Here is a 22,299-nt window from a genome sequence, read left to right as displayed (position 1 = left end):
TGCGAGAATGGCACTTCGTGCAACATTCTCTACTTGGCGTAGGAGACGACGCGGCGCTCTCGGATGACGGTGATCTTGACCTGACCGGGGTAGGTGAGCTCGTCCTGCACTCGCTCGGCGATCGCATTAGAGAGCTCGACGGTGCCGGCATCATCGACCTTGTCGGCCCCGACGACGACGCGGAGCTCGCGACCTGCCTGGATGGCGTAGGTCTTGATCACTCCGGGGTAGGAGAGGGCGAGGTCCTCAAGTGCCTTAAGTCGCTTGATGTACGCCTCTGCTATCTCGCGCCGTGCTCCGGGTCGTGCGCCACTGATGGCATCGCAGACCTGGATGATGGGGGCGATGAGGGTGCTCATCTCGATCTCATCGTGGTGGGAGCCGACGGCATTGCAGATGTCCGGCTTCTCCTTGTACTTCTCGCAGAGCTTCATACCGAGGAGGGCGTGGGGCATCTGTGGCTCCTCGTCTGCCACCTTGCCGATGTCGTGGAGGAGTCCGGCACGGCGCGCCTTCTTGGCGTCCAGTCCGAGCTCAGAGGCCATAACGGCACAGAGGTTGGCGGTCTCGCGGCTGTGCTGAAGGAGGTTTTGCCCATAGCTGGAGCGGTACTTCATCTTGCCGACGAGTCGGATCAGCTCGGGGTGCATACCGTGGATGCCGAGGTCAATCACGGTTCGCTCACCGGTCTCCATGATCTCCTCCTCAAGCTGCTTCTCAGTCTTCTCGACCACCTCCTCGATGCGGGCGGGGTGGATGCGTCCGTCCTGCACCAGTTCGTGGAGGGACAGGCGTGCCAGCTCTCGGCGGACGGGGTCAAAGCAGGAGAGCAGGATCGCCTCAGGGGTGTCATCGACGATGATCTCGACACCGGTGGCAGCCTCGAGGGCGCGGATGTTGCGTCCCTCACGACCGATGATGCGCCCCTTGATGTCGTCGTTGTCGATGTGGAAGACGGTGACCGCATTCTCGATGGCGGTCTCGGTGGCGATGCGCTGGATGGTCTTGATGACGATCTTGCGCGCCTCGGCATTAGCCTTGAGCTTCGCATCATCGATGATCTCATTGGTCATGATGGCGGCGCTGGACTTGACCTCGCTCTTGAGGTGCTCCATCAGCTGCGCCTTGGCTTGCTCCTTGGTAAGACCGCTGGTCTCCTCGAGCTGCTCAAGCTGGCGGAGACGTAGCGCCTCGAGCTCGGCCTCCTTGGCCTTATTGAAGTCGATCTGCTTCTTGAGGTTGGCTCCCTCCTCCTCTATTGCCTGTGAGCGGCGGGACATATCGTCCTGGAGCTTGGTGAGCTGCTCTTCGCGCTTCTTGAGCTTGTCCTCGATGGACTGGAGTGAGGCTTGGCGAGCTTGTACTTCATCGGAGAGCTCAGCCCTGCGCTTCAGGAATTCCTCCTTGATCTTCAGGAGCTTGTCTCTCTCGAGCATCTCGGCGTCCTCTCTCGCCTTGGCCATGTACTCGTCTCGAGTGACCTTGGCCTGGTCGAGGTACTCCTGCCGAGCCTCTTTGGCTTTGGCGATCTCGTTTTCATAGAGCCTCTGGGCATGGCGCTCGTTCTGCTTATTGAGCAGAATCCAGCCCGATGCCAGTAGGACTATGGCGACGATGATCGCAATTATTATGGGACTCATATAGTGTTATGTCGTTATCTAAGTGTTGTCTCTGTGGGAGGACTGTGTGCTCAGACCATCAAGTGCCTGATCAAGGTCCCTTGAGAGCTTGGCGAGTCGCCCCTCGTAGTCGGCGTGCTCTTGCTGCTGCAGCAGGCGGTACTTGTCGCGACCGAGGTGGATGGCAGCATAGGTGAGTGCCTCGATGGTCGTGAGGTCGTACTGGGACCTGTACTCGTCAAGGAGGTGATTGAGCTCCTTGGCGGCTGCTCTCAGGGTGGCCTCCGCCTCCTCCTCGCGGGGGATGGTGACGGCCATCGGGACCTCCCCCACGCGGAGGTTGATCACGCGGGTGAGAGTGGGTACAGGCGTCTCTGCCTGCATATCCGGGGATCTGTCAGGCATGACGGCTGTGGAGCGTTGGGTGGTAGGTAGTGAGTACGGTGTCAGTCGGTATTACTTGACGTGGGTCTCTAAGAGGCGAAGTACATCGTCCACGGTCTCCACGAGATCATCGATCTCTGCGTAGAGACCCGCTGCAGACTTGTGTACGTCCGGGTCATCGGCTGAGATGGGCGCCGTGATGGCGAGCTTCTGCTCCAGTCCGTCGGCTCTTGTCGTCTCCTTAGCTAATAGACTACGGAGCTGACCATTCTGGTCTCTAAGCAACTCCACCTCCTGCCGAAGCGCTTGGTAGCGCTCTATGAGGTAAGACGTCCTTAGCTCTACTCGATGGAGGGCATCCCCCTCGTGGGACCGGTGATCGGTACTCTCTGACACGGGTGCGGCGTGAGAAATCAGCCCTCTCGTCCCTCTACCGTGACACTTCGGTCGATGCGGCGGATAAGCCCCTGCAGGGTGTTGCCCGGACCAAACTCGATGAAGCGATCCGCTCCGTCAGCGATCATGCGCTGTACCGTCTGCGACCAGAGTACAGGAGCGGTGAGCTGCTTGACTAAGTTGCCCTCGATCTCCTTGGGGTCGGTATGCGGCTTGGCGTCGACATTTTGGTAGATCGGGCAGCGAGGGGTCTGGATGTGCGTCTGGTGGATCGCCTGCTCCAGCTCCTGACGAGCCGGCTCCATCAGCGGGCTGTGGAATGCACCACTCACCTTCAGCGCAATGGCACGCTTGGCTCCGGCCTTCTTAGCCTCCTCAATGGCCTGATTGACTCCGTCGATGGAGCCGCTGATGACCACCTGCCCGGGGCTATTGTAATTGGCAGGTATGACCAGCTTGTCGAGGATGTTGGCGCAGATCTCCTCCACCTCGGCATCCGGGAGGCCGATGATGGCCGCCATCGTCGATGGAGCCTCAGCGCAGGCCTTCTGCATAGCCACGGCACGCATATGGACGAGTCGGACAGCGTCCTCAAAGGAGAGCGCCCCGGCGACGGCGAGGGCGGTAAACTCTCCAAGAGAGTGTCCGGCCACCATGTCGGGCTTCTCCTCAGAGCCGAGGACTGATGCGGAGATGTAGGAGTGGACGAAGACGGCAGGCTGAGTGACGGCGGTCTGCTTCAGCTCCTCCTCCGTGCCGTCAAAGATGATCTTACTCAGACCGAAGCCGAGGATCTCATCCGCACGATCAAAGAGGCGCATCGCCTCAGGATTATTATCATACATGGCCATGCCCATGCCTATGTGCTGGGATCCTTGGCCTGGAAAAACGTATGCTAGCATATGGTGTATGTATCGTTAAGAATAGGGTTCCTAAAAACTACTCCCACAAAGATAAGTAAAAGAGAGGAGTATCGGAAGACTTTTCTGTCGCTTATTTTCTGAGAAGACTCCCTCTCCAGACTCTATTTGACCGAGAGGAAGAGATAGGACTATCGGCTGAGAGGAATAGCCCAAAAAAAGGCTACGTCTCATGTGAGACGCAGCCCTGGATGACTTGGCGGAAGAGCCTCTGCTACCGACGTGACCGGTGGTAGAGGAAGTCAATGATCCCCTCGAGGACCTTCCCCGGTGCAAGACCAGCGGCACGGATCTGCTGGGGGATGAAGCTGGTGGCGGTCATCCCGGGCGTGGTATTGACCTCCAGCAGCACGGGCGTGCCGTCGCTCTCGATGAAGTAGTCGACCCGAATGATGCCGGCGGCCCGTAGGTGGCGGTAGATCCGGTGAGTCAGCTCCTTGACACGCGCTGTCGTCTCCTCAGGGAGGCGGGCGGGCGTGATCTCGTCCACGGCGCCATTGTACTTGGCATCGTAGTCGAAGAACTCACTCTTGGGCACCACCTCGGTGATCGGTAGGATGTGGATCCCCTCGGCGTCCTCATAGGCGCCACAGGTGATCTCGGTGCCGGTGATGAGGGACTGGATCATCACATCGCCGCTCTCGGCGAGTGCCTTATCTATCGCTGGCTGCAGCTGCTCTCGCTCCGTCACGTGCGTCGTGGCGATGCTGGAGCCTCCGTTATTGGGCTTCACGAAGCAGGGAAGCCCCGGCTCTCGGAGCAGGTCATCGATGTCGATCCGGTCGTACTTGGTGAGCCGAACTGCCGGGGCGATCTTGATCCCAAAGGTGGAGAGGTAGCGGGCGCAGACGTACTTGTCAAAGGTGAGCGCCCCGATCAGTGTCGGACAGCAGGAGTAGGGGATCTGCAGCATGTCGAGGTAGCCGGTCAGGTGCCCGTCCTCGCCCGGCGTGCCGTGGATGGTGATGTAGGCGAAGTCGAAGCGGATCTTGCGACCTGTCTCGGGGTGGACGAAGGAGAAGTCTTCCTTGTCGATCTCCGGTGTCTCCTCCAGCCCGAGCACCATCCAGTGATCACGCCGTATCAGTACCGGGTAGATCTCGTATGGGCTGTCGGAGAGAAACTTCATCAGCCCCTCCTGACTCGACAGGGAGACGGTATACTCGCCGCTATAGCCGCCGGCGATGAGCGCAATCTTTAGTTTTTCTTGATCCATGATGAGATGTGATCAGAGGTTCTCCACATTGCCGTCGTCGACGTACTTCCGCCACTTCTCGATGAGGGCGGTCATGTCGGGCGGTAGCGTGCTCGAGAAGTCCATCTGTCGCTTAAGTATGGGGTGAAAGAAGCCCAGCGTCTGCGCATGCAGTGCCTGCCTCGGGCAGATGGCGAAGGCGTTCTCCACAAATTTCTTGTAGCTGGCGAAGCGATTACCGCGGAGGATCCGGTCCCCGCCGTAGACGGCGTCATTGAAGAGCGGGTGCCCCTCGTGGGAGAGGTGGACGCGGATCTGGTGCGTGCGTCCCGTCTCGAGGCGGCAACGTACCTGGCTGAGGTAGCCGAGGTACTCCTCCGTGCTGTAGTGGGTCACGGCCGTCTTACCCACTTCGCCCTCGTAGGGAAAGGGTGCCATCCGCGTCCGGTCACGAGGATCGCGAGCAATGTTGCTCTTCAGCACGCCATCCGCCGGATCCATATGTCCCCAGATCACCGCCACATACTCGCGCCGAGTGGAGTGGTCAAAGAATTGCTTTCCGAGCGCACTCTTCACCTCCGCGGTCTTGGCGATCACAAGTAGTCCGCTGGTATCCTTGTCTATGCGGTGGACCAGCCCTATCGCCGGATCATTGACATCAAAGTTGGGGTCATGCCGCAGGTACCAGGCGAGCCCATTGAGGAGCGTCCCGTCCCAGTTGCCATGCCCCGGGTGGACCACCAGTCCGGCCGGCTTATTGACCACCAAGAGCCAGTCATCCTCGTAGACGATCTCGAGAGACATCTCTTGGGGAGTGATCTCGAGGGTCATCGGTGGGCGCTCGAGCCGCATAGAGACGCGGTCGAGAGGCTTGACCTTATAATTGGACTTTACCGGCTCGCCGTTGACGAAGATGAAGCCGGATGAGGCTGCCCGCTGGATGCGACTGCGGGAGATCTTCGGCATCATATTGACGAGAAAGCGGTCGACCCTCAGAGGCTCCTGCCCCTGATCTGCTGTGATGGCGTAGTGCTCGTAGAGCTGATCTACCTCCTCGTCCTCCTCGTCTACCGGCTCCGGCTCGGTCGGTAGGTCTCTCTCGGTCATTTACTGTGAAGCGTATGCGGTGTGACTGGACCTCTCTCAGCTCAGAGCTCCGGCAGATCCTCCCCGTCGGGCTCCTCAGCCTGTCCGATCCTCTGGAGTGCCTCAGCGACCTCGCGGTCCACAGCTGTGGTGTCGGCGTCGTAGAGGCTATCGAGAGAGGAGGTCGAGGTGATCGAGAGGACGAGAGGGGTATTGAATGGCAGCTTAGTGCCCGGCTGGATCACTTGACCGGTCTGACGATCGGACACCTCCACCGCGAGATCATTGTATCTCCCGGGGACCATCTTGATCGTCACATCGACAAAGCCTGCCGACCTGAGGGCAGCTTGGGCACGACGTCGCGAGGTGTCGTAGACAGCCGGCATCACCACCTGCTCCACGGTAGTGGTATTGGTGGTCAGGAAGATCGTGCGGTGCTTCTTGATGATCGATCCGGGACCGGGAGAGGTCTTCAGGATCACACCGGGTGCCATCCCCTCCGTATAGATAGAGTCGACGATCTCGAGGTCCAGGTCCATGGACCGCACCGCCGTCTGCGCCTCCGACAGGGTCATGCCGGAGAGATCCGGCACCTTGGCCGCCTCGCCATGGTGGGTGTAGACATCGAGGAGAAAGAGTGCTCCTACGATGATAAGCGCCCCCACGGCGACCATAGCCAGCAGGTTTAGCAGCGTGATCCTGACAGCGCGTCCTGTGCTCATCGTCCGCTTTTTCTCCTCCGTCCGATCCTCTGTCTCTCTGTCCATCTCCTCCTCGCTCATGATGCCGTCGGTATCGTCCTTACTTACTCCTCGTCGTCGCTGTCGTCCTCAGCCATGTCGGAGAAGACGTTCTGTACATCATCGTCGTCCTCGATCTTGTCGATCAGGGTATTGACCTCCTCGCGCTCCTCGGGAGTGATCTCCTTCGTCATTTTGGGGTCGCGGATGAAGTCTGCCGACTGGATCTCGAAGTCCATCCCCTCGAGTGCTGTCTGCAGAGTGCCATTGACGGCAAAGTCTCCCGTCACCGTGTAGCCGTCGTCCGATCTGGAGACATCCTCCGCACCGGCGTCGATGAGCTCCAGGAGTAGCTCCTCGGGATCGTACTCCTTGCCCTCCTCCTTGGGAGTGACAGTGAAGACTACCTTGTGGTCAAAGAGGAACTCTACGCTACCATTCACACCGAGGCTCCCACCGTACTTGGTGAAGTAGCTCCTGAGATTGGCCACCGTGCGGGTTGTATTGTCGGTCATGGTCTCCACGAATATGGCGATACCATGCGGAGCGTAGCCCTCGTACGTGACGGTCTCATAATTTGCCTGATCCTTGTCCGTCGCTTTCTTGATGGCGCGCTGGACATTCTCCTTGGGCATATTCTCCTTCTTGGAGGTCTGGATGAGTACGCGCAGGCGGGGGTTGGTGTCCGGGTCGGGACCTCCGTCGCGGACCGCCACGGTGATCTCCTTGCCCAGCTTCGTAAATGTACGGGCCATATTGCCCCAGCGCTTCATCTTACGCGCTTTTCTGTACTCAAATGCTCTTCCCATGATTATTTGTCAGTAACTATAGTCTCGGTCGACCGTTTTATCGGAGAGTCGCTCCGGTAGCGTGCTCGATTTGATTGAAAATTTTCTGCATTGTCTTCTCGATCGCCTTATCGCTCAGCGTCTTGTCCGGGTCGAGGAGTTCAAAGGTGACGGCGTATGACCGCTTGCCCTCGGGCAGGGTCTTATCCTCGTAGACGTCGAAGAGCTCGACGCTCCTCAGTAGCTTGGGCTCAGCCTTCTCAGCGGCCTGCTTGATGGTCTCAAAGGTGACACTCTTGTCGACGAGGAGGGCGAAGTCGCGCTTGACGGAGGGGAAGCGGGGGATGCTCGTCGCCTTGGTCAGCCGACCGAGGACGCGGTGGAGCAGGATGTCCCACTTGATCTCAGCGAAGTAGACCGACACGTCTATGTCGTGCATCGTCGTCAGCATCTCCCGGTCGAGGAGTCCCCAGCGGGCGAAGGCCTCCCCGCCCTTGAGTGAGAGTACCTGGCACTTCTCGAAGAGTGGATCGTCCTCCCTCTGCTCACTGCTGATCTCTCCGTCATTCACGCCCATACGGGTCAGGATCTGCTCGAGGACTCCCTTGAGCTCATAGACAGAGATCTCCCGCTCGGGGGTGATCCAGTTGCCGGTATCGGTGTCCCCGGTCATCCAGAGTCCGAGACGGAAGCTCTCGTGGAAGCCTCGCAGAGGATTATCTTCCCTCTCGTCTACGCGGGTGTAGGTGTTGCCAAACTCAAAGAAGCGGATATTTGTCGCCTTGCGATTGAGATTTCGCTCGATCGACTCCAGTCCACCGTGAACCAATGTCTGACGAAGTGTGGAGAGGTCGGCAGAGAGGGGATTGATCACCCTCACCGCTTGCTCGGAACTCTTCTCGTCGCTGTAGTAGGACTCCTTGGAGAGGGAGTTATTGAGGATCTCGAAGAATCCCGCTCCCACTAATTGCTCGCTGATCACCTGTTGGTAGCGGACGCTCTGATCCTGGTAGGAGGGGGCGCCCATCGTCAGCGTCAGTCGCTGGTCTGGGGCCTGGTAGGTATTGTACCCGTAGATGCGGAGGATCTCCTCGATCAGGTCCACATCGTGTGTCACATCGTATCGGTAGCGGGGTACCTCCACGTGGATCCCCTCCTCGTCCTCACGGGTAATGGTGATCAGGAGCGACTCGAGGATATTGCGCACCTGAGCCTTGTCGATCTCAAAGCCGATCAGGCCATAGAGGCGCTTCCAGGAGAGGTCGATCGTATAAGGTCCCACGAGACTGGAGTACTCGTCGTAGACGGCACTCGCCACCTCGCCCCCTGCCACCTCGGTGATCAGGTCGACGGCACGCCGGAGGGCGTAGGGGATCTCATTGGGGTCCAGTCCTCTCTCGTAGCGGAAGGAGGCATCTGTATTGAGCCCATGCCGACGGGCTGTCTTGCGGACGTAGGTGGGGTGGAAGGTGGCACACTCGAGGAACATATTGGTCGTCTCCTCGGTGATGCCGGAGTCCTTCCCGCCGATCACGCCGGCGATGCAGATCGGGTCGGCGGCGTCTGCGATCACCAGATCTCTCCCCGTCAGCTCGTACTCCTTGCCGTCCAGTGCGATGAGCTTCTCGCCAGCCTTGGCGAGCCGGACATGTACCTCGCCCCCCTTGACCTTATCGAGGTCAAAGGTGTGAAGCGGCTGTCCGATCTCCATAAGGACAAAGTTGGCGGCATCGACAACGTTATTTACCGGGTGGACGCCCATCGTCTCAAGCGCCTCGCGAAGCCACTTGGGTGATGGTCCGACCTTCAGACCGCGAACTACCACTCCCGCATAGCGCGGGGCAGCCTCCGGGGCATCGATGTGGAGGCTCACCGGGTGTCCCTCTCCCTTTATCTCACTCACCTCGGGCTTATGGAGTGCTGTCCTGAGGCCGCGTGAGCGGAGGTAGGCGTAGAGGTCGCGGGCGACACCATAGAGGGAGGTGCCGTCGACGCGATTGGGTGTGATGTCGATCGTGATCACCTGATCAGAGTGTACACCGAAGTAGTCTGCCGCCTCGGTCCCGGCGGGGATGTCGTCCGGCAGTACCATAATCCCGTCGTGGGCGCTGCCGAGCCCGATCTCGTCCTCTGCGCAGATCATACCGAAGGAGTCCTCCCCCCGCATACGGCCCTTCTTGATCGTAAAGGACTCCTCGCCATCGTAGAGTGTGCAGCCTATGGTGGCTACCACGACGGTCTGTCCGGCAGCGACGTTGGGTGCTCCGCAGACGATCTGCAGAGGTCCGTCCGGGCTGTACTTGCTACCGAGATCCACCGTGGTGATGTGGAGGTGGTCAGAGTTGGGGTGCGGGACACAGGTGAGGACCTTCCCGATGACGAGACCGCGCAGTCCGCCACGGATCGACTCACGCGTCTCCACGCCGTCTGACTCCAGACCGGTTGATGTCAGGATGTCGCTGACCTCCTCAGCAGTGAGGTCATGGTCGACATACTTCTTGAGCAAGTTGTACGATACGATCATTCTTTTTATCTCAATATATATATGTGTCGCTTGGCATCATCCTCGCCTGAGGTCGATGGTACACGGCACAGGATACTCAGTATAATGGGACCACAAATTTAGCCCTAATTCCGCCCAATCACAAAAGCCAGCCTCATCGGTCCATCTGATCCGCGATTGGAGACTCGTATAGCTGCGGATCTGGGCAAAAAGACTAACTTTGTCTCTATCCTTATATAAGCCCACCTGAGATGATGACAGCCACAAAGCGAATCGTGCTCTTGCTCCTCCTGATGACCACCCTGTCTCCCCTATCTGGTGCGACCGACTGGCTGGGGGATAAGTTCTCGCTCTTTATTCACTATGGTCTTTACTCTACCTATGGTGGGGTTTACGATGGTGTACCGGTAAACGATGGCTACTCGGAGCAGATCTTCTCCTTCGGGGTGCACTATATGGATGTCTACGAGGCTTCCGCTCGGGACTTCACGGCGTCGGACTTCGATGCTGACTCGATAGCCGCACTGGCGAAGAGGGCCGGTATGCGGAGTGTCGTGCTGACGGCGAAGCACCACGAGGGGTTCTGCCTCTGGGATACGGCCACGACCGACTTCTCCTCCGCCCGTGCGCCCCGCTGCGGACGAGATCTGGTGGGTGAGATGTCGGAGGCGTGCCATAGGGCGGGATTGCGCTTCGGGCTCTATTTCTCCCTCATCGACTGGCACTTCCCGGGTGCGGTGCCTTACTCCTCACACAATGCCGACCCGGTCACCCCGGCGCATCACGAGTACAATAAGCGCCAGGTGCGTGAGCTATTGACCAAGTATGGGTCGGTGGACGAGCTCTGGTTTGACATGGGCTCGCTGACGCCCGCTCAGAGCCAAGAGCTCTACGGGCTGGTGAAGAGTCTGCAGCCGGACTGTATGGTGAGCGGACGGCTGGGAAATGACTGTGCTGACTTTGCCGTCTTTCCGGACAATGAGACACCTGACTACACTTTAGACATTCCGTGGCAGACGGCAGCAAGCTTTTTCCCCGAGACATGGGGCTATCGCTCCTGGCAGCGGAGGGGCAGTGTGGAGACCAAGGTGCGCGAGAAGCTCTCGGATCTCCTGCGGGTCGTCTGCGGAGGGGGAAAGTACCTCCTTAATATAGGTCCCGATGGAGAGGGTGGGGTGATCCCCTTTGAGCGCCAGGTGCTGGAGCGTATGGGAAGGTGGCTGAGCACCTATGGCGCAGCGATCTACGGGACGGAGGGGCTGCCTTGCCATGACCGGCTGATGACTCGTCGGGCGGATGCTCGGGAGCTCTACCTCTTTGTCCCCGATGACAGGACGTTGGTCGAGCTGCCGGCGCTTACTGCCTCGCCCCTATCCGCTGTGGCTCTTGATGACAAGGGAGGTGTGGAGCTTACTTCTGTAGACGGGCATCCCGTCGTGCGCTGCGTCCCTCTTGCCGGTATGCCTTATCGGGCGATACGTCTCTCCTTTGCCGATCCGGTCTCGCTGCAGTCCCGGTCGGAGACTATCTATGCTTACTCTCTGGCGGACTATTACTCCGGGCTGCGGAGCGTGGTTGGCTACAGGGTTGTAGGTAAAGGGTTGAGGGAGATCTCCTTCCCTCGGGAGTACGAAGGCCGGGAGGTGGAGGTGAATGGGGATCTACTGACGCTCAAGGGTCAGCCGTACGAGACCAAGTCTCCGACGGTGCGCCTCGTGGGACCTCTCTCTTGCCGTCCCGTGGGCGGACAGCTGGGATGGATGCCGTCGGTTGATGGCGTGGTCCCTCAGCCTATAGAAGGGGCGATCCTGGGGGACACGCTGCTTGGCTCTCCCGATCAGCATAGGGGGCTCCTCCTCGAGCAGGAGCTGGCATGCGATCAGTCGGGCGACCTGAGGGTGGACCTCGCCTACAGCGGGGGCTTCCTCCTTTACCTTGATGACCAATATATAGATGGGGGCTTCGTCCGAGAGGGTGAGGAGAGGATTCCACTTCTCCTATCCCTGACACCGGGTCGGCACTGGCTGCGGCTCAAGCTCTACAATAGCTTTGGTCCTCGTCCCTACGCCCTCCTTACGCCCATCAACAAGTACGAGATGCAGAGGATGACTCTTCCCGCCACCGATGAGGTGACGATCACCCGCCCCCACCGCTTCCCTATCGCTTCGCCGGCTCACCTCTCCGCCCTTCGTCTCCGATAGAGGGCCATCATGTAGCTCGTTTTTGTGGAAATGGGTGAATACCTGTACCTTTGTGATGAGTGGGGGAGGCAGGTATTTGGATTCGTACACCATATATATATGAGTAGACAGACAGATAAGATCAGGGAGCTCATTGAGCGAAGGGAGCAGATGCTCCTCGGAGGTGGCGAGGCTGCGGTAGAGAAGCAGCACAGCCGCCACAAGCTTACCTCCCGAGAGCGGATAGAGAGACTCTTGGACCCCGGTACGTTTGAGGAGCTGGGGACTTACGTTCGCCACCACAATGCCAATTTTGGGGCTGACAAGAAAGTCTACGATGGGGACTCGGTCGTCACCGGTAGTGGTCTCGTGGATGGTCGTCTGGTCTATGTCTATGCACAGGACTTCACCGCCTTTGCCGGCACCTGCGGCTATATGCATGCTCGCAAGATCTGCGAGGTGCAGCAGCTGGCGATGAAGGTGGGGGCACCGATCATCGGCATCAACGACTCCGGAGGAGCCCGCATCCAGGAGGGCGTCAACTCGCTTGCCGGCTATGGTGAGCTCTTTGAGAATAACATCCTCGCCTCGGGCGTGGTGCCTCAGATCTCCGGGATCTTCGGTCCCTGTGCCGGTGGGGCGGTCTACTCCCCGGCACTGACCGACTTTAATATCATGGTCTCCGGCACCAGTTATATGTTCCTCACCGGCCCTAAGGTGGTGAAGACGGTGACCAATGAGGAGGTGACCGCAGAGGAGCTCGGTGGGGCGTCCGTCCATACCCGCAAGAGCGGTGTGGCACACTTCGCCGTCGAGATCGACGAGGAGGGGCTGGAGCTGATGCGCCACCTACTGAGCTTCCTTCCGTCCAATAATATGGAGGAGGCGCCTCGCCTCGCGTCGTCCGATCCTGTAGACCGCGATCTGTCGGTGCTGAATGAGCTGATCCCCGACAACCCCAATACGGCGTACGATATGTACGAGGTGATCGGTCAGGTCGTCGATGGAGGTGAGTTCCTCGAGGTACAGCGTGACTTCGCCCGCAGCATCATCATCGGCTTTGCCCGCATCGATGGGCGGAGTGTCGGTATTGTCGCCAATCAGCCCGCTGCCGCTGCGGGGGTGCTGGATGTCAATTCGTCCCGCAAGGGCGCCCGCTTCGTCCGCTTCTGTGATGCTTTCAATATCCCGATCGTCAGCCTCGTCGATGTCCCCGGATTTCTCCCCGGCACCGGTCAGGAGTACAATGCCGTGATCACCAATGGCGCCAAGCTCCTCTATGCCTATGGAGAAGCGACAGTCCCCAAGATCACTGTCATCACCCGCAAGGCGTATGGAGGAGCCTATATTGTGATGGGGTCAAAGCATCTCCGTGCTGACATCAATCTCGCCTGGCCCTCCGCTGAGATCGCCGTCATGGGTCCCGATGGAGCAGTGGAGATCCTCTACGGTAAGGCTCTCCGTGATGCTGAGGATCCGGCTGCGCTCAAGGAGGAGCACATCCGGGAGTACAGGGAGAAATTTGCCAATCCCTACTACGCTGCTTCATACGGATTTATCGACGATGTGATCGTCCCCGATGAGACCCGTAAGCGCATTGCCCGAGCACTCCGAGACCTCCGCAATAAGCGCCAGGAGCTACCGGCAAAGAAGCACGACAACATTCCTCTCTGATATGGACAATCAGCACTTTGACCCCTCCATCGAGGCTCTGCTCTCTCTCGGTCGTGCGATCGATGAGGCGCGGGGCGAGGTGGTGACGGCGATCGCTCTCGCCCTGGCCGACTACGGACGAAGCGTGGAGACCTCCGCGCTCTCCGATGAGGAGCGTGGCGAGCGGCGGTCGGGTTGGTCCGACAAGTCGCTCACGATGCGTCGCCGCCCTTGGTAAGGACATACTACCACACAAGAGACCTATGAAGCAATACCGATACACCATCAATGGTCACCCCTACGAGGTGACGATCCACTCTGCCGACGAGGAGATGGCGGAGGTGGAGGTGAATGGACACCGCTACAGCGTCCGCCTGAGTGACGAGACCGCCTCAGAGCCTGCTCGGCGGACCCCTAAGCCCCAGCCTGAACCGGCTGTGAGTAAAGCGCCTGTCCCCGAGGCTCCCAAGGAGACGCCCACTGCTCCCCTCCCGCAGAGTCAGCCTAAGCGTGCCGCCGGCGGTCGTGAGGTGATCGCTCCCCTCCCCGGCCTGATCCGTGAGGTGCTGGTGGCTGAGGGAGACCAAGTGAAAAAGGGTCAGAAGATCATGGTCCTCGAGGCGATGAAGATGGAGAATGAGATCAATGCCGATAGTGATGGCACGATCACATCTCTCTTGGTCGCCAAGGGAGACTCCGTCCAGGGGGGCGATCCGCTCGCCACGATAGGGTAAGACACTCTTCCGGATCCTTTCAGGCGGTCTGCCGTTAGACGGATGGGCGATCCTTTTCCCTAAATCAGGGGAAGTATCCTAAAGTCATCATAGTAAAATGAGGGCTTTTTCGCTGAGAATCTTTACCTTTGTGCGATATCGTGGAGGGACAGCTGAGTTTTTAGATAACCGAGCTTGCAATGCGTAGGCTCGAAAAGATGTAAAAGTATGAATGTAATCACAAAGACCATCACTCTGCCCGATGGTCGTGAGATCACGATCGAGACAGGCAAGCTTGCCAAGCAGGCTGATGGCTCCGTGGTTGTGCGCATGGGCAAGACCATGCTCCTGGCGACGGTGGTCGCTGCCGAGGAGGCACGTCCGGGCGTAGACTTTATGCCCCTCCAGGTAGAGTATAAGGAGAAGTTCTCCGCCGATGGCCGCTTCCCCGGGGGCTTTACCCGCCGTGAGGGCCGTATGTCGGACCATGAGATCCTGATTGCACGACTGATCGACCGCGCTCTGCGTCCCCTCTTCCCCGAGGACTACCACTGCGAGGTCTACGTGCAGATCATCCTCTTCAGCGGTGACCCCAATGAGCTTCCCGACCAGCTGGCCGGGCTGGCAGCCTCTGCCGCCATGGCGGTCAGCACCGTCCCCTTCGACGAGGTGCTCTCTGAGGTGAGAGTGATCCGTCTCGATGGTGAGTGGGTGATCAATCCTACACTCGACCAGCTCGATCGTGCCGATATCGACCTGATGGTCGGTGCGACGGAGAAGAATATCATGATGGTCGAGGGTGAGATGAAGGAGGTCCCCGAGAGCGATATGATCGAGGCGATCAAGCAGGCTCACGAGGCGATCAAGGTACAGTGCCGTGTGCAGAACGAGCTGGCCCGCGAGGTGGGCTCCGACGTTAAGCGCACCTACGAGGGCGATGCACAGGATCCCGAGCTCGATAAGAAGATCTACGACAGCTGCTACGACAAGCTCTTCGAGATCGCTATGTCAGCCGACAACGACAAGCACTCACGCTCTCGCCGCATCACTGAGGTGGGTAAGGAGTTTAAGGCTCAGTACAGCGAGGAGGAGCTTGCGGAGCTCGATCCGCTGATCAATCGCTACTTCGATAAGTACGTCAAGCTGGCGGTACGTACCGCTGTGCTCGACCATCATCAGCGTCTTGATGGTCGCGGTCTCGAGGATGTACGTCCGATATGGACGGAGGTGGACTGCCTCCCCGCCCCTCACGGATCGGCTATCTTCACCCGCGGAGAGACCCAGGCACTTGCCACGGTCACTCTCGGTACCAAGGACGATGAGAAGCTGGTCGACGATGCCCTCTTCCAGGGCAAGGAGCGCTTCCTCCTCCACTACAATTTCCCGCCCTTCAGCACCGGAGAGGCCTCTCGCCCCAAGGGCGTCAGCCGCCGAGAGATCGGTCACGGCAACCTCGCCATGCGTGCCCTCCACGGCATGATCCCCGAGGACTACCCCTACACCATCCGCGTGATGAGCGACATCCTGGAGAGCAACGGATCCTCCTCCATGGCTACGGTCTGCGCCGGTACGCTGGCGCTGGAGGATGCCGGTGTGCCGATGATCCGTCCCGTCTCCGGCGTTGCCATGGGTATGATGAGCGAGGGAGACAAGAAGGCGGTCCTCACCGACATCCTCGGTGATGAGGACCACATGGGAGATATGGACTTCAAGGTGACCGGTACCCGTGAGGGCATCACCGCCACCCAGATGGATATCAAGATCGACGGGCTGAGCTACGAGGTGCTGGCGCAGGCGCTTGAGCAGGCACGTCGTGCCCGCTTCCATATCCTCGACATCATCGAGAGCACCATACCCGGACCTCGTCCTGAGCTGAAGCCTCAGACGCCCCGCATGGAGCAAATGGAGGTGCCGAAGGAGTTCATAGGCCCAATCATCGGCCCCGGCGGTAAGATCATCCAGGGTATGCAGGAGGAGTCCGGTGCTCAGATCAATATCGAGGAGGACACCGAGCGCGGTGTCGGCGTGATCCAGATCGCTGCGTCCAATAAGGAGGCGATCACTCGCGCCCTCGAGATGATCAATCGCATCGTCGTCATCCCCGAGGTAGGTGAGACCTATGAGGGTACCATCAAGAGCGTTATGCCCTATGGTGTCTTTGTCGAGTTTATGCCCGGCAAGGAGGGTCTGCTCCATATCTCCGAGTGGGACTGGAAGTACTTCGGCAACATCGAGGAGACCGGTGCCACAGAGGGACAGAAGCTGCAGGTAAAGCTGCTGGAGGTGGATCCCAAGACCGGCAAGTTCCGTCTCTCTCGCCGTGCTTTGATCGAGAAGCCTGAGGGCTACGAGGAGCAGCCCGAGCGTCCCCGCGAGCGTCGTCGTGACCGTGAAGAGCGTGATGGTGAGGGTCGCCGTGGCGATCGTCGTCGCAACCCTCGCCGCGAGGAGCGCAACTCTGATGACAGTGACAGCGAGGAGCAGCGTCCCTCTGACGAGGAGCGTCCGCGCCACCAGGAGCGCCGTCGCAATCCCCGCCGTGAGGAGCGCGAAGAGCGTGATGAGGAGCCCCGCCGTGAGGAGCCCCGTCGCGAGGAGCGTGAGGAGCGTGAGGAGGAGCCCCGCCGTGAGGAGCGTGAGGAGCCGAAGCGTGAGCCAAAGTCCTCTGAGGACAAGCCCGGGAGCCCGGCTGACTTCTTCAAGCAGTTTGGCCAGTTCTGATCAGTAACCCCTACTTAATATGCAGCGAGCCGAGTGCGATCCTTTCGTACTCGGCTCGCCTGCTCTATATGCATAATGTCGTGATCGTGATGCAAAGTACCTCCAGGTCATCCTTTGTCTCACGACTGAGACAACACCACAGACTACTCTTGGTATGAATTACTACGCTCTGATCCCCCTTGGTCTGGCGCTGGTCTACTTCCTCGGAAGACTCTACGGGAGAACAGCTCACGACAGGACCTACTACAGCTCGTTTTATGAGCTCTTCCTACTCCTCACTGCTGTCTACATAGCACCATTGGGAAGTGTCTCAGTGGCTTTGACGCTCGGGGCGCTACTTGTGGCACTCGTAGCGATCTTCCTCCTTCGCTGGTTTGTGGGTGATAAGGGACTACTACCGACAGGGCAGCTTCTTAGGAAGAGCTATCCTTGGCTCTACCGTTTTTGTACGGCGGTAGAGAGCGGGGCCTTCATCTGCCTGACCCCGTACTTTCTACCCGAGCCTCTTTATAACCTGCTATTGGTACTTGTCCCCCTTGTGGTCGTGCTCGCGGAGCGACTCTCGCTTAGTTGGATCCATCGAGAAAAGCTGTAGATCAAGTGTTTATACATAGGTCTAAAGAATGAGATCCCTACGAGGTGTGTCACCTCATAGAGATCTCATCCACTTTATTAACTGGAGGATAATCTAGAAGTTGTAGTTCGCCCTAAAGTCTACACCTGTGGTGAGGAGTGTCTCCCACTTATTATTCGGTCTGTTGTGTAGAGCACATCAAAAATCGAATTAAAAGAATTAAGAGCCGCTTTGCTTTTTTTGTTGAATCAAGTATGTTTTGTAACTTTGAGGACAGAAATATCGTTAAACCCTTAAACACCAAACTATCAACATGAAAAAAAACCTAATCGTGCTGGGAATCGTTGCCAGCCTCACTTGCATCTCTTGCACTCAGGTAGCTGAGGTACCCTCGGTGAGTACAACCAAGGAGTGCAACCTTGACGACATTCGATCTTACGATGCCGCCTTACGAGCAGGCGTCAAAAACGTGTGGTTCGAGGATCCATTTGACGAACACAACACTACAGAAGACGTTGCGAAAAATGCCGAAGTCTTTATCCTATCTGCTCCCACCCTTCGTGCAACAACCACAGAGGACATGTCGTTTGACAAACTTCTTCGTGTTGCAGATCTACTGATAGAGGTGTGTCCTGCAGACTTTAAGTCGGCACAGGAATATAGTGATGCACTAGATCAAATCATTCGGCATGAAGGGATAGATCTTTCCCAAACGGAGGCTCTAATTCTTCATACAGCAGTTGTTACTGCTTCTGAAGCCACCTTCCTGAAGTATGGCTCTGATTTGTCCGAACTTGCTCGCCTCTGGAACACGCCTAACTCAAGCTCTGAGCTTCGCGCCTACGAACCTTATGGGGAGCGAGAGGCTAATGCGTTTGCTTTTGCTGGTTCCAAAATCCGTCGCTGGTGGAGATCGCATCCCTGTGCAAGGGGGATTATCAGCTGGGCTATAGGAGGGGCTATAGGAGGGGTCGCTGGAGGTCCGCATGGAGTTGTTGGAGGTGCGATTGGCGGTGCGGTTGGTGGTGCTCTCGATGCCTGTTAGACGCCACTACACCGCACTTTTCCCATAATAATCTTATGCGTATCAAGTTCTTTGTTTTAGAGCTCTGCATCATAGGTGCTACCGTCTGGGCCACCCTTGTTCTTTCAAGGGTTGAGTCCTTGATGGCTCTTAAGGAGTCGATATTCCAGTTTGTTATACCGGTCATTGTCCTTGAGACCATGTTTGTACAGCTGATGACACTTGTGCCCGAAGAGAGATGTCAGTCTGGAGTTGTTTCCCCATGGGTGAAAGCTCTCGACATTGCCTTTTGGGGTACACTCCTGGTAGTTTCGATAACCCTCCTCCTGATAGATATCGGAGAGTCCTTTACGATACTGCGAAAAGATATTGGGCTGTTACTCATTGTAATCACAGTGGGAGCAACTCGCTATCTCTATTACCATAAGCTGGCTAAGGCGATAAAGCTGTCCAAGTCCACAAAGGATTAACATCAGCAGTACTGCCCTATTATGTCTATATCGGTTTCAGAGGAAGCAACCTTTGGAACCGATTTTTCACGAAGGAGGACAAGCAGGGGTGACGCATTTGAGCCTTACAGCTAAACAAAATGCCCCTCTTTGAGCGTTTCTCCGCCTGTTACGCTATCTTATTGGGCGATCCGGCTGGATCGGACAAACCGCAGTGCACCCCGGAGGGGTGCCTTCTTCATAGCCCGGGTGTCGAGGCACGCAGTGCCGAAGACCCCGGGTTACCTGAGATCCGCCTTGTATATATACGACCCCGATAGGGTGTCGCTCCCTCTCACGATCACTATTACGAGCGACCCCTGGCGGGGTCGAGGGATTGAGGGCTATGATTTCCCGGGGTCGTCGGGGCTACGCCCCTCCGACACCCGGGCTATGAAAAACGCACCCCTGCGGGGGTGCATCACCGTCACCCCTACCCCCTCCGACTAATACCGATATTAGATTTCTCTAATATCGGTATTAGTGAAGTCTATTATCGGTATTAGATTTCTCTTTTATCCCTAAAGGATTTCTGCCCTACTTGTCTCCCCAAGTGACAGCATGGACTGCCACGACTGACTTTTGTTTCTACGAAAAGACATAATGGACTGACAGATAGGGTGGGGCTTCGTTTTTGTACTTATGGTCTCAGAATAAAACTAAAAGAATAAAGTGAATATGAATTGGGATAAGTACACAATCAAGTCGCAGGAGATGATCCGGCAGGCTATGGAGGAGGCGCGCAAGCGTGGCCACCAGGCGATCGAGCCGGAGCACCTCCTTGTAGCCCTCACCACAGCGGGGGATCAGGTGGCAGAGTACCTGATCCCCACGTGTGGGGGCAACCTCGACACGCTTAGGTCGAGGATCGAGGAGGACCTCAGTGCCCTCCCTAAGGTGCAGGGTGGGGAGCCTTACCTCAGTAGGGACCTCGCCTCAGTGCTCGATGCAGCGGAGCGTATCGCTGCCGAGATGAGCGATCAGTATGTCGCGGTGGAGCACCTCTTCCTGGCGCTCCTCAAGACCGATACCACCGCCGGTCGCCGACTCAAGGATCAGGGCATCACCTATCAGACGATGCTCGAGGCGGTGCAGTCGCTTCGCAAGGGGGCTAAGGCGGACTCACCCTCCTCCGAGGAGACCTACAACGCCCTCAGTAAGTATGCGACCAATCTCGTGGCGGCGGCTCGTGAGGGCAAGCTCGACCCGGTGATCGGTCGGGACGATGAGATACGGCGCGTGCTGGAGATACTCAGTCGCCGGACGAAGAATAACCCGATCCTGATCGGAGAGCCGGGCGTCGGCAAGACCGCCATCGCCGAGGGTCTTGCCCGCCGTATCGTGCGGGGCGATGTGCCGGAGAACCTTCGGGACAAGCAGCTTTACTCCCTCGACATGGGGGCGCTGATTGCCGGAGCGAAGTATAAGGGCGAGTTTGAGGAGCGACTCAAGAGTGTCATCAACGAGGTGAAGGGCTCCGATGGACAGGTGATCCTCTTCATCGACGAGATCCACACCCTCGTCGGTGCAGGCAAGAGCGAGGGCGCCATGGATGCCGCCAATCTCCTCAAGCCGGCTCTCTCCCGGGGCGAGCTCCGGGTCATCGGTGCCACCACACTCGGTGAGTATCAGAAGTACTTTGAGACCGACCGGGCGCTCGAGCGGCGCTTCCAGATCGTGATGGTGGATGAGCCGAGTGAGGAGGATGCGATCAGTATCCTCCGTGGACTGAAGGAGCGGTACGAGACGCACCACCATGTGCGGATCCTCGACGAGGCGATCGTCGCCGCCGTCCGTCTCTCTCGGCGCTACATCAGCGACCGCTTCCTCCCCGATAAGGCGATCGACCTGATGGATGAGGCGGCAGCCCGTCTCCGCATGCAGATCGACTCCATGCCGGAGGAGCTGGACGAGGTGGAGCGGAGGATCAAGCAGCTCCAGATCGAGCGGGTCGCGATCAAGCGTGACGGCTATGAGGATAAGGTCCGTGCGATCGACGAGGAGCTGGCCAATCTCTCCGAGCGACAGACTGCCCTCAAGAGCCAGTGGCAGCGAGAGAAGGACCAGATCGACCTGATCCAGAAGGCGAAGACCGAGCAGGAGCAGCTCAAGCTCCTTGCCGAGCGCGCCGAGCGTGAGGGCGACTACGCCAAGGTGGCGGAGATCCGGTACGGCAAGCTCCAGCAGCTGCAGGGGAGCATCGATGAGGCGGAGAAGAAGCTCCACGAGGCTCAGAGCGGCAAGGCGATGATCAAGGAGGTGGTCGATGAGGAGGATATCGCAGAGGTGGTATCCCGCTGGACCCACATCCCGGTCACCAAGATGATGGAGAGCGAGCGGGAGAAGCTCCTTCACCACGAGGAGGAGCTCCACAAGCGGGTCATCGGTCAGGACGAGGCGATCACCGCGATTGCCAATGCGGTCCGCCGCAGTCGTGCCGGTCTGCAGGACAGCAAGCGCCCGATCGGCTCTTTCCTCTTCCTCGGCACCACCGGTGTCGGCAAGACGGAGGTGGCGAAGGCGCTGGCGGAGATCCTCTTTGACGACGAGGACATGATGACGCGCATCGACATGAGCGAGTATCAGGAGAAGTTCTCCGCCTCCCGCCTCGTCGGTGCCCCTCCGGGATACGTTGGCTACGAGGAGGGCGGACAGCTCACTGAGGCGGTTCGGCGGAAGCCCTACTCGGTGATCCTCTTCGATGAGATCGAGAAGGCGCACCCCGATGTCTTCAATGTCCTACTCCAGGTGCTGGACGACGGTCGGCTGACGGACAATAAGGGGCGCACGGCAGACTTCAAGAATACGATCATCATCATGACCTCCAATATGGGTAGTGACCTGATCCGTAAGAGCCTTGAGAGCATGACGAAGGCGAATGCCAATGAGGTCGTCGGCAAGGTACGGGCTGAGGTGATGGATATGCTCAAGGAGCGGATCCGCCCTGAGTTCCTCAATCGTATTGATGAGATCACGGTCTTCCGTCCCCTCACCGAGGAGCAGATCGCGGAGGTGGTACGCCTGCAGCTCGACCGGGTGGTCAAGACCCTTGCCTCCAATGGCATCACGCTGACCTACACCGATGCCGCCGTGGAGCAGATAGCCCACGAGGGGTACGACCCGCAGTTCGGTGCGCGCCCCGTCAAGCGTGTGATCCAGAGCAGGGTGCTCAATACCCTCTCCACGGACATCATCAGCGGCACCCTCCGGCGCGACAGCGTGATCGAGCTGGATGCCGCGCATGGCGACTTCGCCTTCCACAATAAGTAATACCGTTTCCTAACAAAAGACCTTTGCAAAATGGTCTTTCGCCGA

General features: G+C 58.3%; 18 protein-coding genes. 9 read left to right on the top strand and 9 right to left on the bottom strand.

Annotated elements, in window-relative coordinates; translation table 11 throughout:
* Positions 1–29: 29 nt before the first annotated feature.
* The 9 genes from rny to pheT all read right to left on the bottom strand — a co-directional run bounded on the left by rny (position 30) and on the right by pheT (position 9,652).
* A complete protein-coding gene (gene rny / locus HMPREF2890_RS05735; protein ID WP_070466472.1) occupies positions 30–1,640 on the bottom strand; it encodes a ribonuclease Y in 1,611 nt (536 codons plus the stop codon).
* 18 nt (positions 1,641–1,658) lie between these two features.
* On the bottom strand, positions 1,659–2,024 hold the full coding sequence (locus HMPREF2890_RS05730; protein ID WP_083289834.1) for a cell division protein ZapA: 366 nt from the start codon (positions 2,022–2,024) through the stop codon (positions 1,659–1,661).
* Between the two features lie 51 nt (positions 2,025–2,075).
* Positions 2,076–2,399: a hypothetical protein gene (locus HMPREF2890_RS05725; RefSeq protein ID WP_070466468.1), complete on the bottom strand. Its 324-nt coding sequence runs from the start codon at positions 2,397–2,399 to the stop codon at positions 2,076–2,078.
* 17 nt (positions 2,400–2,416) lie between these two features.
* A complete protein-coding gene (gene fabD, locus HMPREF2890_RS05720; RefSeq protein WP_070466466.1) occupies positions 2,417–3,301 on the bottom strand; it encodes an ACP S-malonyltransferase in 885 nt (294 codons plus the stop codon).
* Positions 3,302–3,533: 232 nt separating this feature from the next.
* A complete protein-coding gene (locus tag HMPREF2890_RS05715; protein WP_070466464.1) occupies positions 3,534–4,535 on the bottom strand; it encodes a D-alanine--D-alanine ligase in 1,002 nt (333 codons plus the stop codon).
* Positions 4,536–4,547: 12 nt separating this feature from the next.
* Positions 4,548–5,621, bottom strand: coding sequence for an RluA family pseudouridine synthase (locus HMPREF2890_RS05710; protein ID WP_070466462.1), 1,074 nt, complete (start codon positions 5,619–5,621; stop codon positions 4,548–4,550).
* A 41-nt stretch (positions 5,622–5,662) separates the two neighbouring features.
* Positions 5,663–6,382: a PASTA domain-containing protein gene (locus tag HMPREF2890_RS05705; RefSeq protein ID WP_070466461.1), complete on the bottom strand. Its 720-nt coding sequence runs from the start codon at positions 6,380–6,382 to the stop codon at positions 5,663–5,665.
* 23 nt (positions 6,383–6,405) lie between these two features.
* Complete coding sequence (locus tag HMPREF2890_RS05700; RefSeq protein ID WP_070466459.1) at positions 6,406–7,149, bottom strand: YebC/PmpR family DNA-binding transcriptional regulator; 744 nt, start codon at positions 7,147–7,149, stop codon at positions 6,406–6,408.
* A 37-nt stretch (positions 7,150–7,186) separates the two neighbouring features.
* On the bottom strand, positions 7,187–9,652 hold the full coding sequence (gene pheT / locus HMPREF2890_RS05695) for a phenylalanine--tRNA ligase subunit beta (RefSeq protein ID WP_070466458.1): 2,466 nt from the start codon (positions 9,650–9,652) through the stop codon (positions 7,187–7,189).
* Positions 9,653–9,882: 230 nt separating this feature from the next.
* Here pheT and HMPREF2890_RS05690 point away from each other — a divergent pair, with 230 nt between their 5' ends.
* From HMPREF2890_RS05690 to clpB, 9 genes are all read left to right on the top strand, one after another.
* Positions 9,883–11,832, top strand: coding sequence for an alpha-L-fucosidase (locus HMPREF2890_RS05690; protein ID WP_083289833.1), 1,950 nt, complete (start codon positions 9,883–9,885; stop codon positions 11,830–11,832).
* Between the two features lie 99 nt (positions 11,833–11,931).
* Entirely contained in the window at positions 11,932–13,485 is a 1,554-nt protein-coding gene (locus HMPREF2890_RS05685) for an acyl-CoA carboxylase subunit beta (RefSeq protein ID WP_070466474.1), read from the top strand.
* 1 nt (position 13,486) lies between these two features.
* Complete coding sequence (locus HMPREF2890_RS05680; RefSeq protein WP_070466454.1) at positions 13,487–13,702, top strand: hypothetical protein; 216 nt, start codon at positions 13,487–13,489, stop codon at positions 13,700–13,702.
* 25 nt (positions 13,703–13,727) lie between these two features.
* Positions 13,728–14,198 (top strand): biotin/lipoyl-containing protein, encoded by a 471-nt coding sequence (locus HMPREF2890_RS05675; protein WP_070466452.1) that lies wholly within the window; start codon positions 13,728–13,730, stop codon positions 14,196–14,198.
* Between the two features lie 207 nt (positions 14,199–14,405).
* Positions 14,406–16,898 (top strand): polyribonucleotide nucleotidyltransferase, encoded by a 2,493-nt coding sequence (locus tag HMPREF2890_RS05670; RefSeq protein ID WP_070466450.1) that lies wholly within the window; start codon positions 14,406–14,408, stop codon positions 16,896–16,898.
* Positions 16,899–17,052: 154 nt separating this feature from the next.
* The gene (locus HMPREF2890_RS05665) at positions 17,053–17,493 is read left to right on the top strand and encodes a hypothetical protein (protein ID WP_070466448.1); all 441 of its coding nucleotides are present in this window, start codon (positions 17,053–17,055) and stop codon (positions 17,491–17,493) included.
* Positions 17,494–17,785: 292 nt separating this feature from the next.
* Positions 17,786–18,517, top strand: a complete 732-nt coding sequence (locus HMPREF2890_RS05660) for a hypothetical protein (RefSeq protein WP_070466446.1) — start codon at positions 17,786–17,788, stop codon at positions 18,515–18,517.
* A gap of 35 nt (positions 18,518–18,552) precedes the next feature.
* Positions 18,553–18,966: a hypothetical protein gene (locus HMPREF2890_RS05655; RefSeq protein ID WP_070466444.1), complete on the top strand. Its 414-nt coding sequence runs from the start codon at positions 18,553–18,555 to the stop codon at positions 18,964–18,966.
* 696 nt (positions 18,967–19,662) lie between these two features.
* The gene (clpB, locus tag HMPREF2890_RS05650) at positions 19,663–22,254 is read left to right on the top strand and encodes an ATP-dependent chaperone ClpB (RefSeq protein ID WP_070466442.1); all 2,592 of its coding nucleotides are present in this window, start codon (positions 19,663–19,665) and stop codon (positions 22,252–22,254) included.
* Positions 22,255–22,299 lie beyond the last annotated feature (45 nt).

Origin of the sequence: Porphyromonas sp. HMSC065F10 (genome assembly GCF_001808555.1) — a bacterium.
In the GTDB taxonomy this organism is placed as follows: Bacteria; Bacteroidota; Bacteroidia; order Bacteroidales; family Porphyromonadaceae; genus Porphyromonas_A.
Note: the sequence above shows the minus strand (reverse complement) of the source record. Positions and strands in the feature narration are given on the sequence as shown.

Coding starts and splice junctions, on each gene's coding strand:
- rny (WP_070466472.1), bottom strand. CDS start 1,640: ATGAGTCCCATAATAATTGCGATCATCGTCGCCATAGTCCTACTGGCA.
- HMPREF2890_RS05730 (WP_083289834.1), bottom strand. CDS start 2,024: ATGCCTGACAGATCCCCGGATATGCAGGCAGAGACGCCTGTACCCACT.
- fabD (WP_070466466.1), bottom strand. CDS start 3,301: ATGCTAGCATACGTTTTTCCAGGCCAAGGATCCCAGCACATAGGCATG.
- HMPREF2890_RS05715 (WP_070466464.1), bottom strand. CDS start 4,535: ATGGATCAAGAAAAACTAAAGATTGCGCTCATCGCCGGCGGCTATAGC.
- HMPREF2890_RS05710 (WP_070466462.1), bottom strand. CDS start 5,621: ATGACCGAGAGAGACCTACCGACCGAGCCGGAGCCGGTAGACGAGGAG.
- HMPREF2890_RS05705 (WP_070466461.1), bottom strand. CDS start 6,382: ATGAGCGAGGAGGAGATGGACAGAGAGACAGAGGATCGGACGGAGGAG.
- HMPREF2890_RS05700 (WP_070466459.1), bottom strand. CDS start 7,149: ATGGGAAGAGCATTTGAGTACAGAAAAGCGCGTAAGATGAAGCGCTGG.
- pheT (WP_070466458.1), bottom strand. CDS start 9,652: ATGATCGTATCGTACAACTTGCTCAAGAAGTATGTCGACCATGACCTC.
- HMPREF2890_RS05690 (WP_083289833.1), top strand. CDS start 9,883: ATGATGACAGCCACAAAGCGAATCGTGCTCTTGCTCCTCCTGATGACC.
- HMPREF2890_RS05685 (WP_070466474.1), top strand. CDS start 11,932: ATGAGTAGACAGACAGATAAGATCAGGGAGCTCATTGAGCGAAGGGAG.
- HMPREF2890_RS05680 (WP_070466454.1), top strand. CDS start 13,487: ATGGACAATCAGCACTTTGACCCCTCCATCGAGGCTCTGCTCTCTCTC.
- HMPREF2890_RS05675 (WP_070466452.1), top strand. CDS start 13,728: ATGAAGCAATACCGATACACCATCAATGGTCACCCCTACGAGGTGACG.
- HMPREF2890_RS05670 (WP_070466450.1), top strand. CDS start 14,406: ATGAATGTAATCACAAAGACCATCACTCTGCCCGATGGTCGTGAGATC.
- HMPREF2890_RS05665 (WP_070466448.1), top strand. CDS start 17,053: ATGAATTACTACGCTCTGATCCCCCTTGGTCTGGCGCTGGTCTACTTC.
- HMPREF2890_RS05660 (WP_070466446.1), top strand. CDS start 17,786: ATGAAAAAAAACCTAATCGTGCTGGGAATCGTTGCCAGCCTCACTTGC.
- HMPREF2890_RS05655 (WP_070466444.1), top strand. CDS start 18,553: ATGCGTATCAAGTTCTTTGTTTTAGAGCTCTGCATCATAGGTGCTACC.
- clpB (WP_070466442.1), top strand. CDS start 19,663: ATGAATTGGGATAAGTACACAATCAAGTCGCAGGAGATGATCCGGCAG.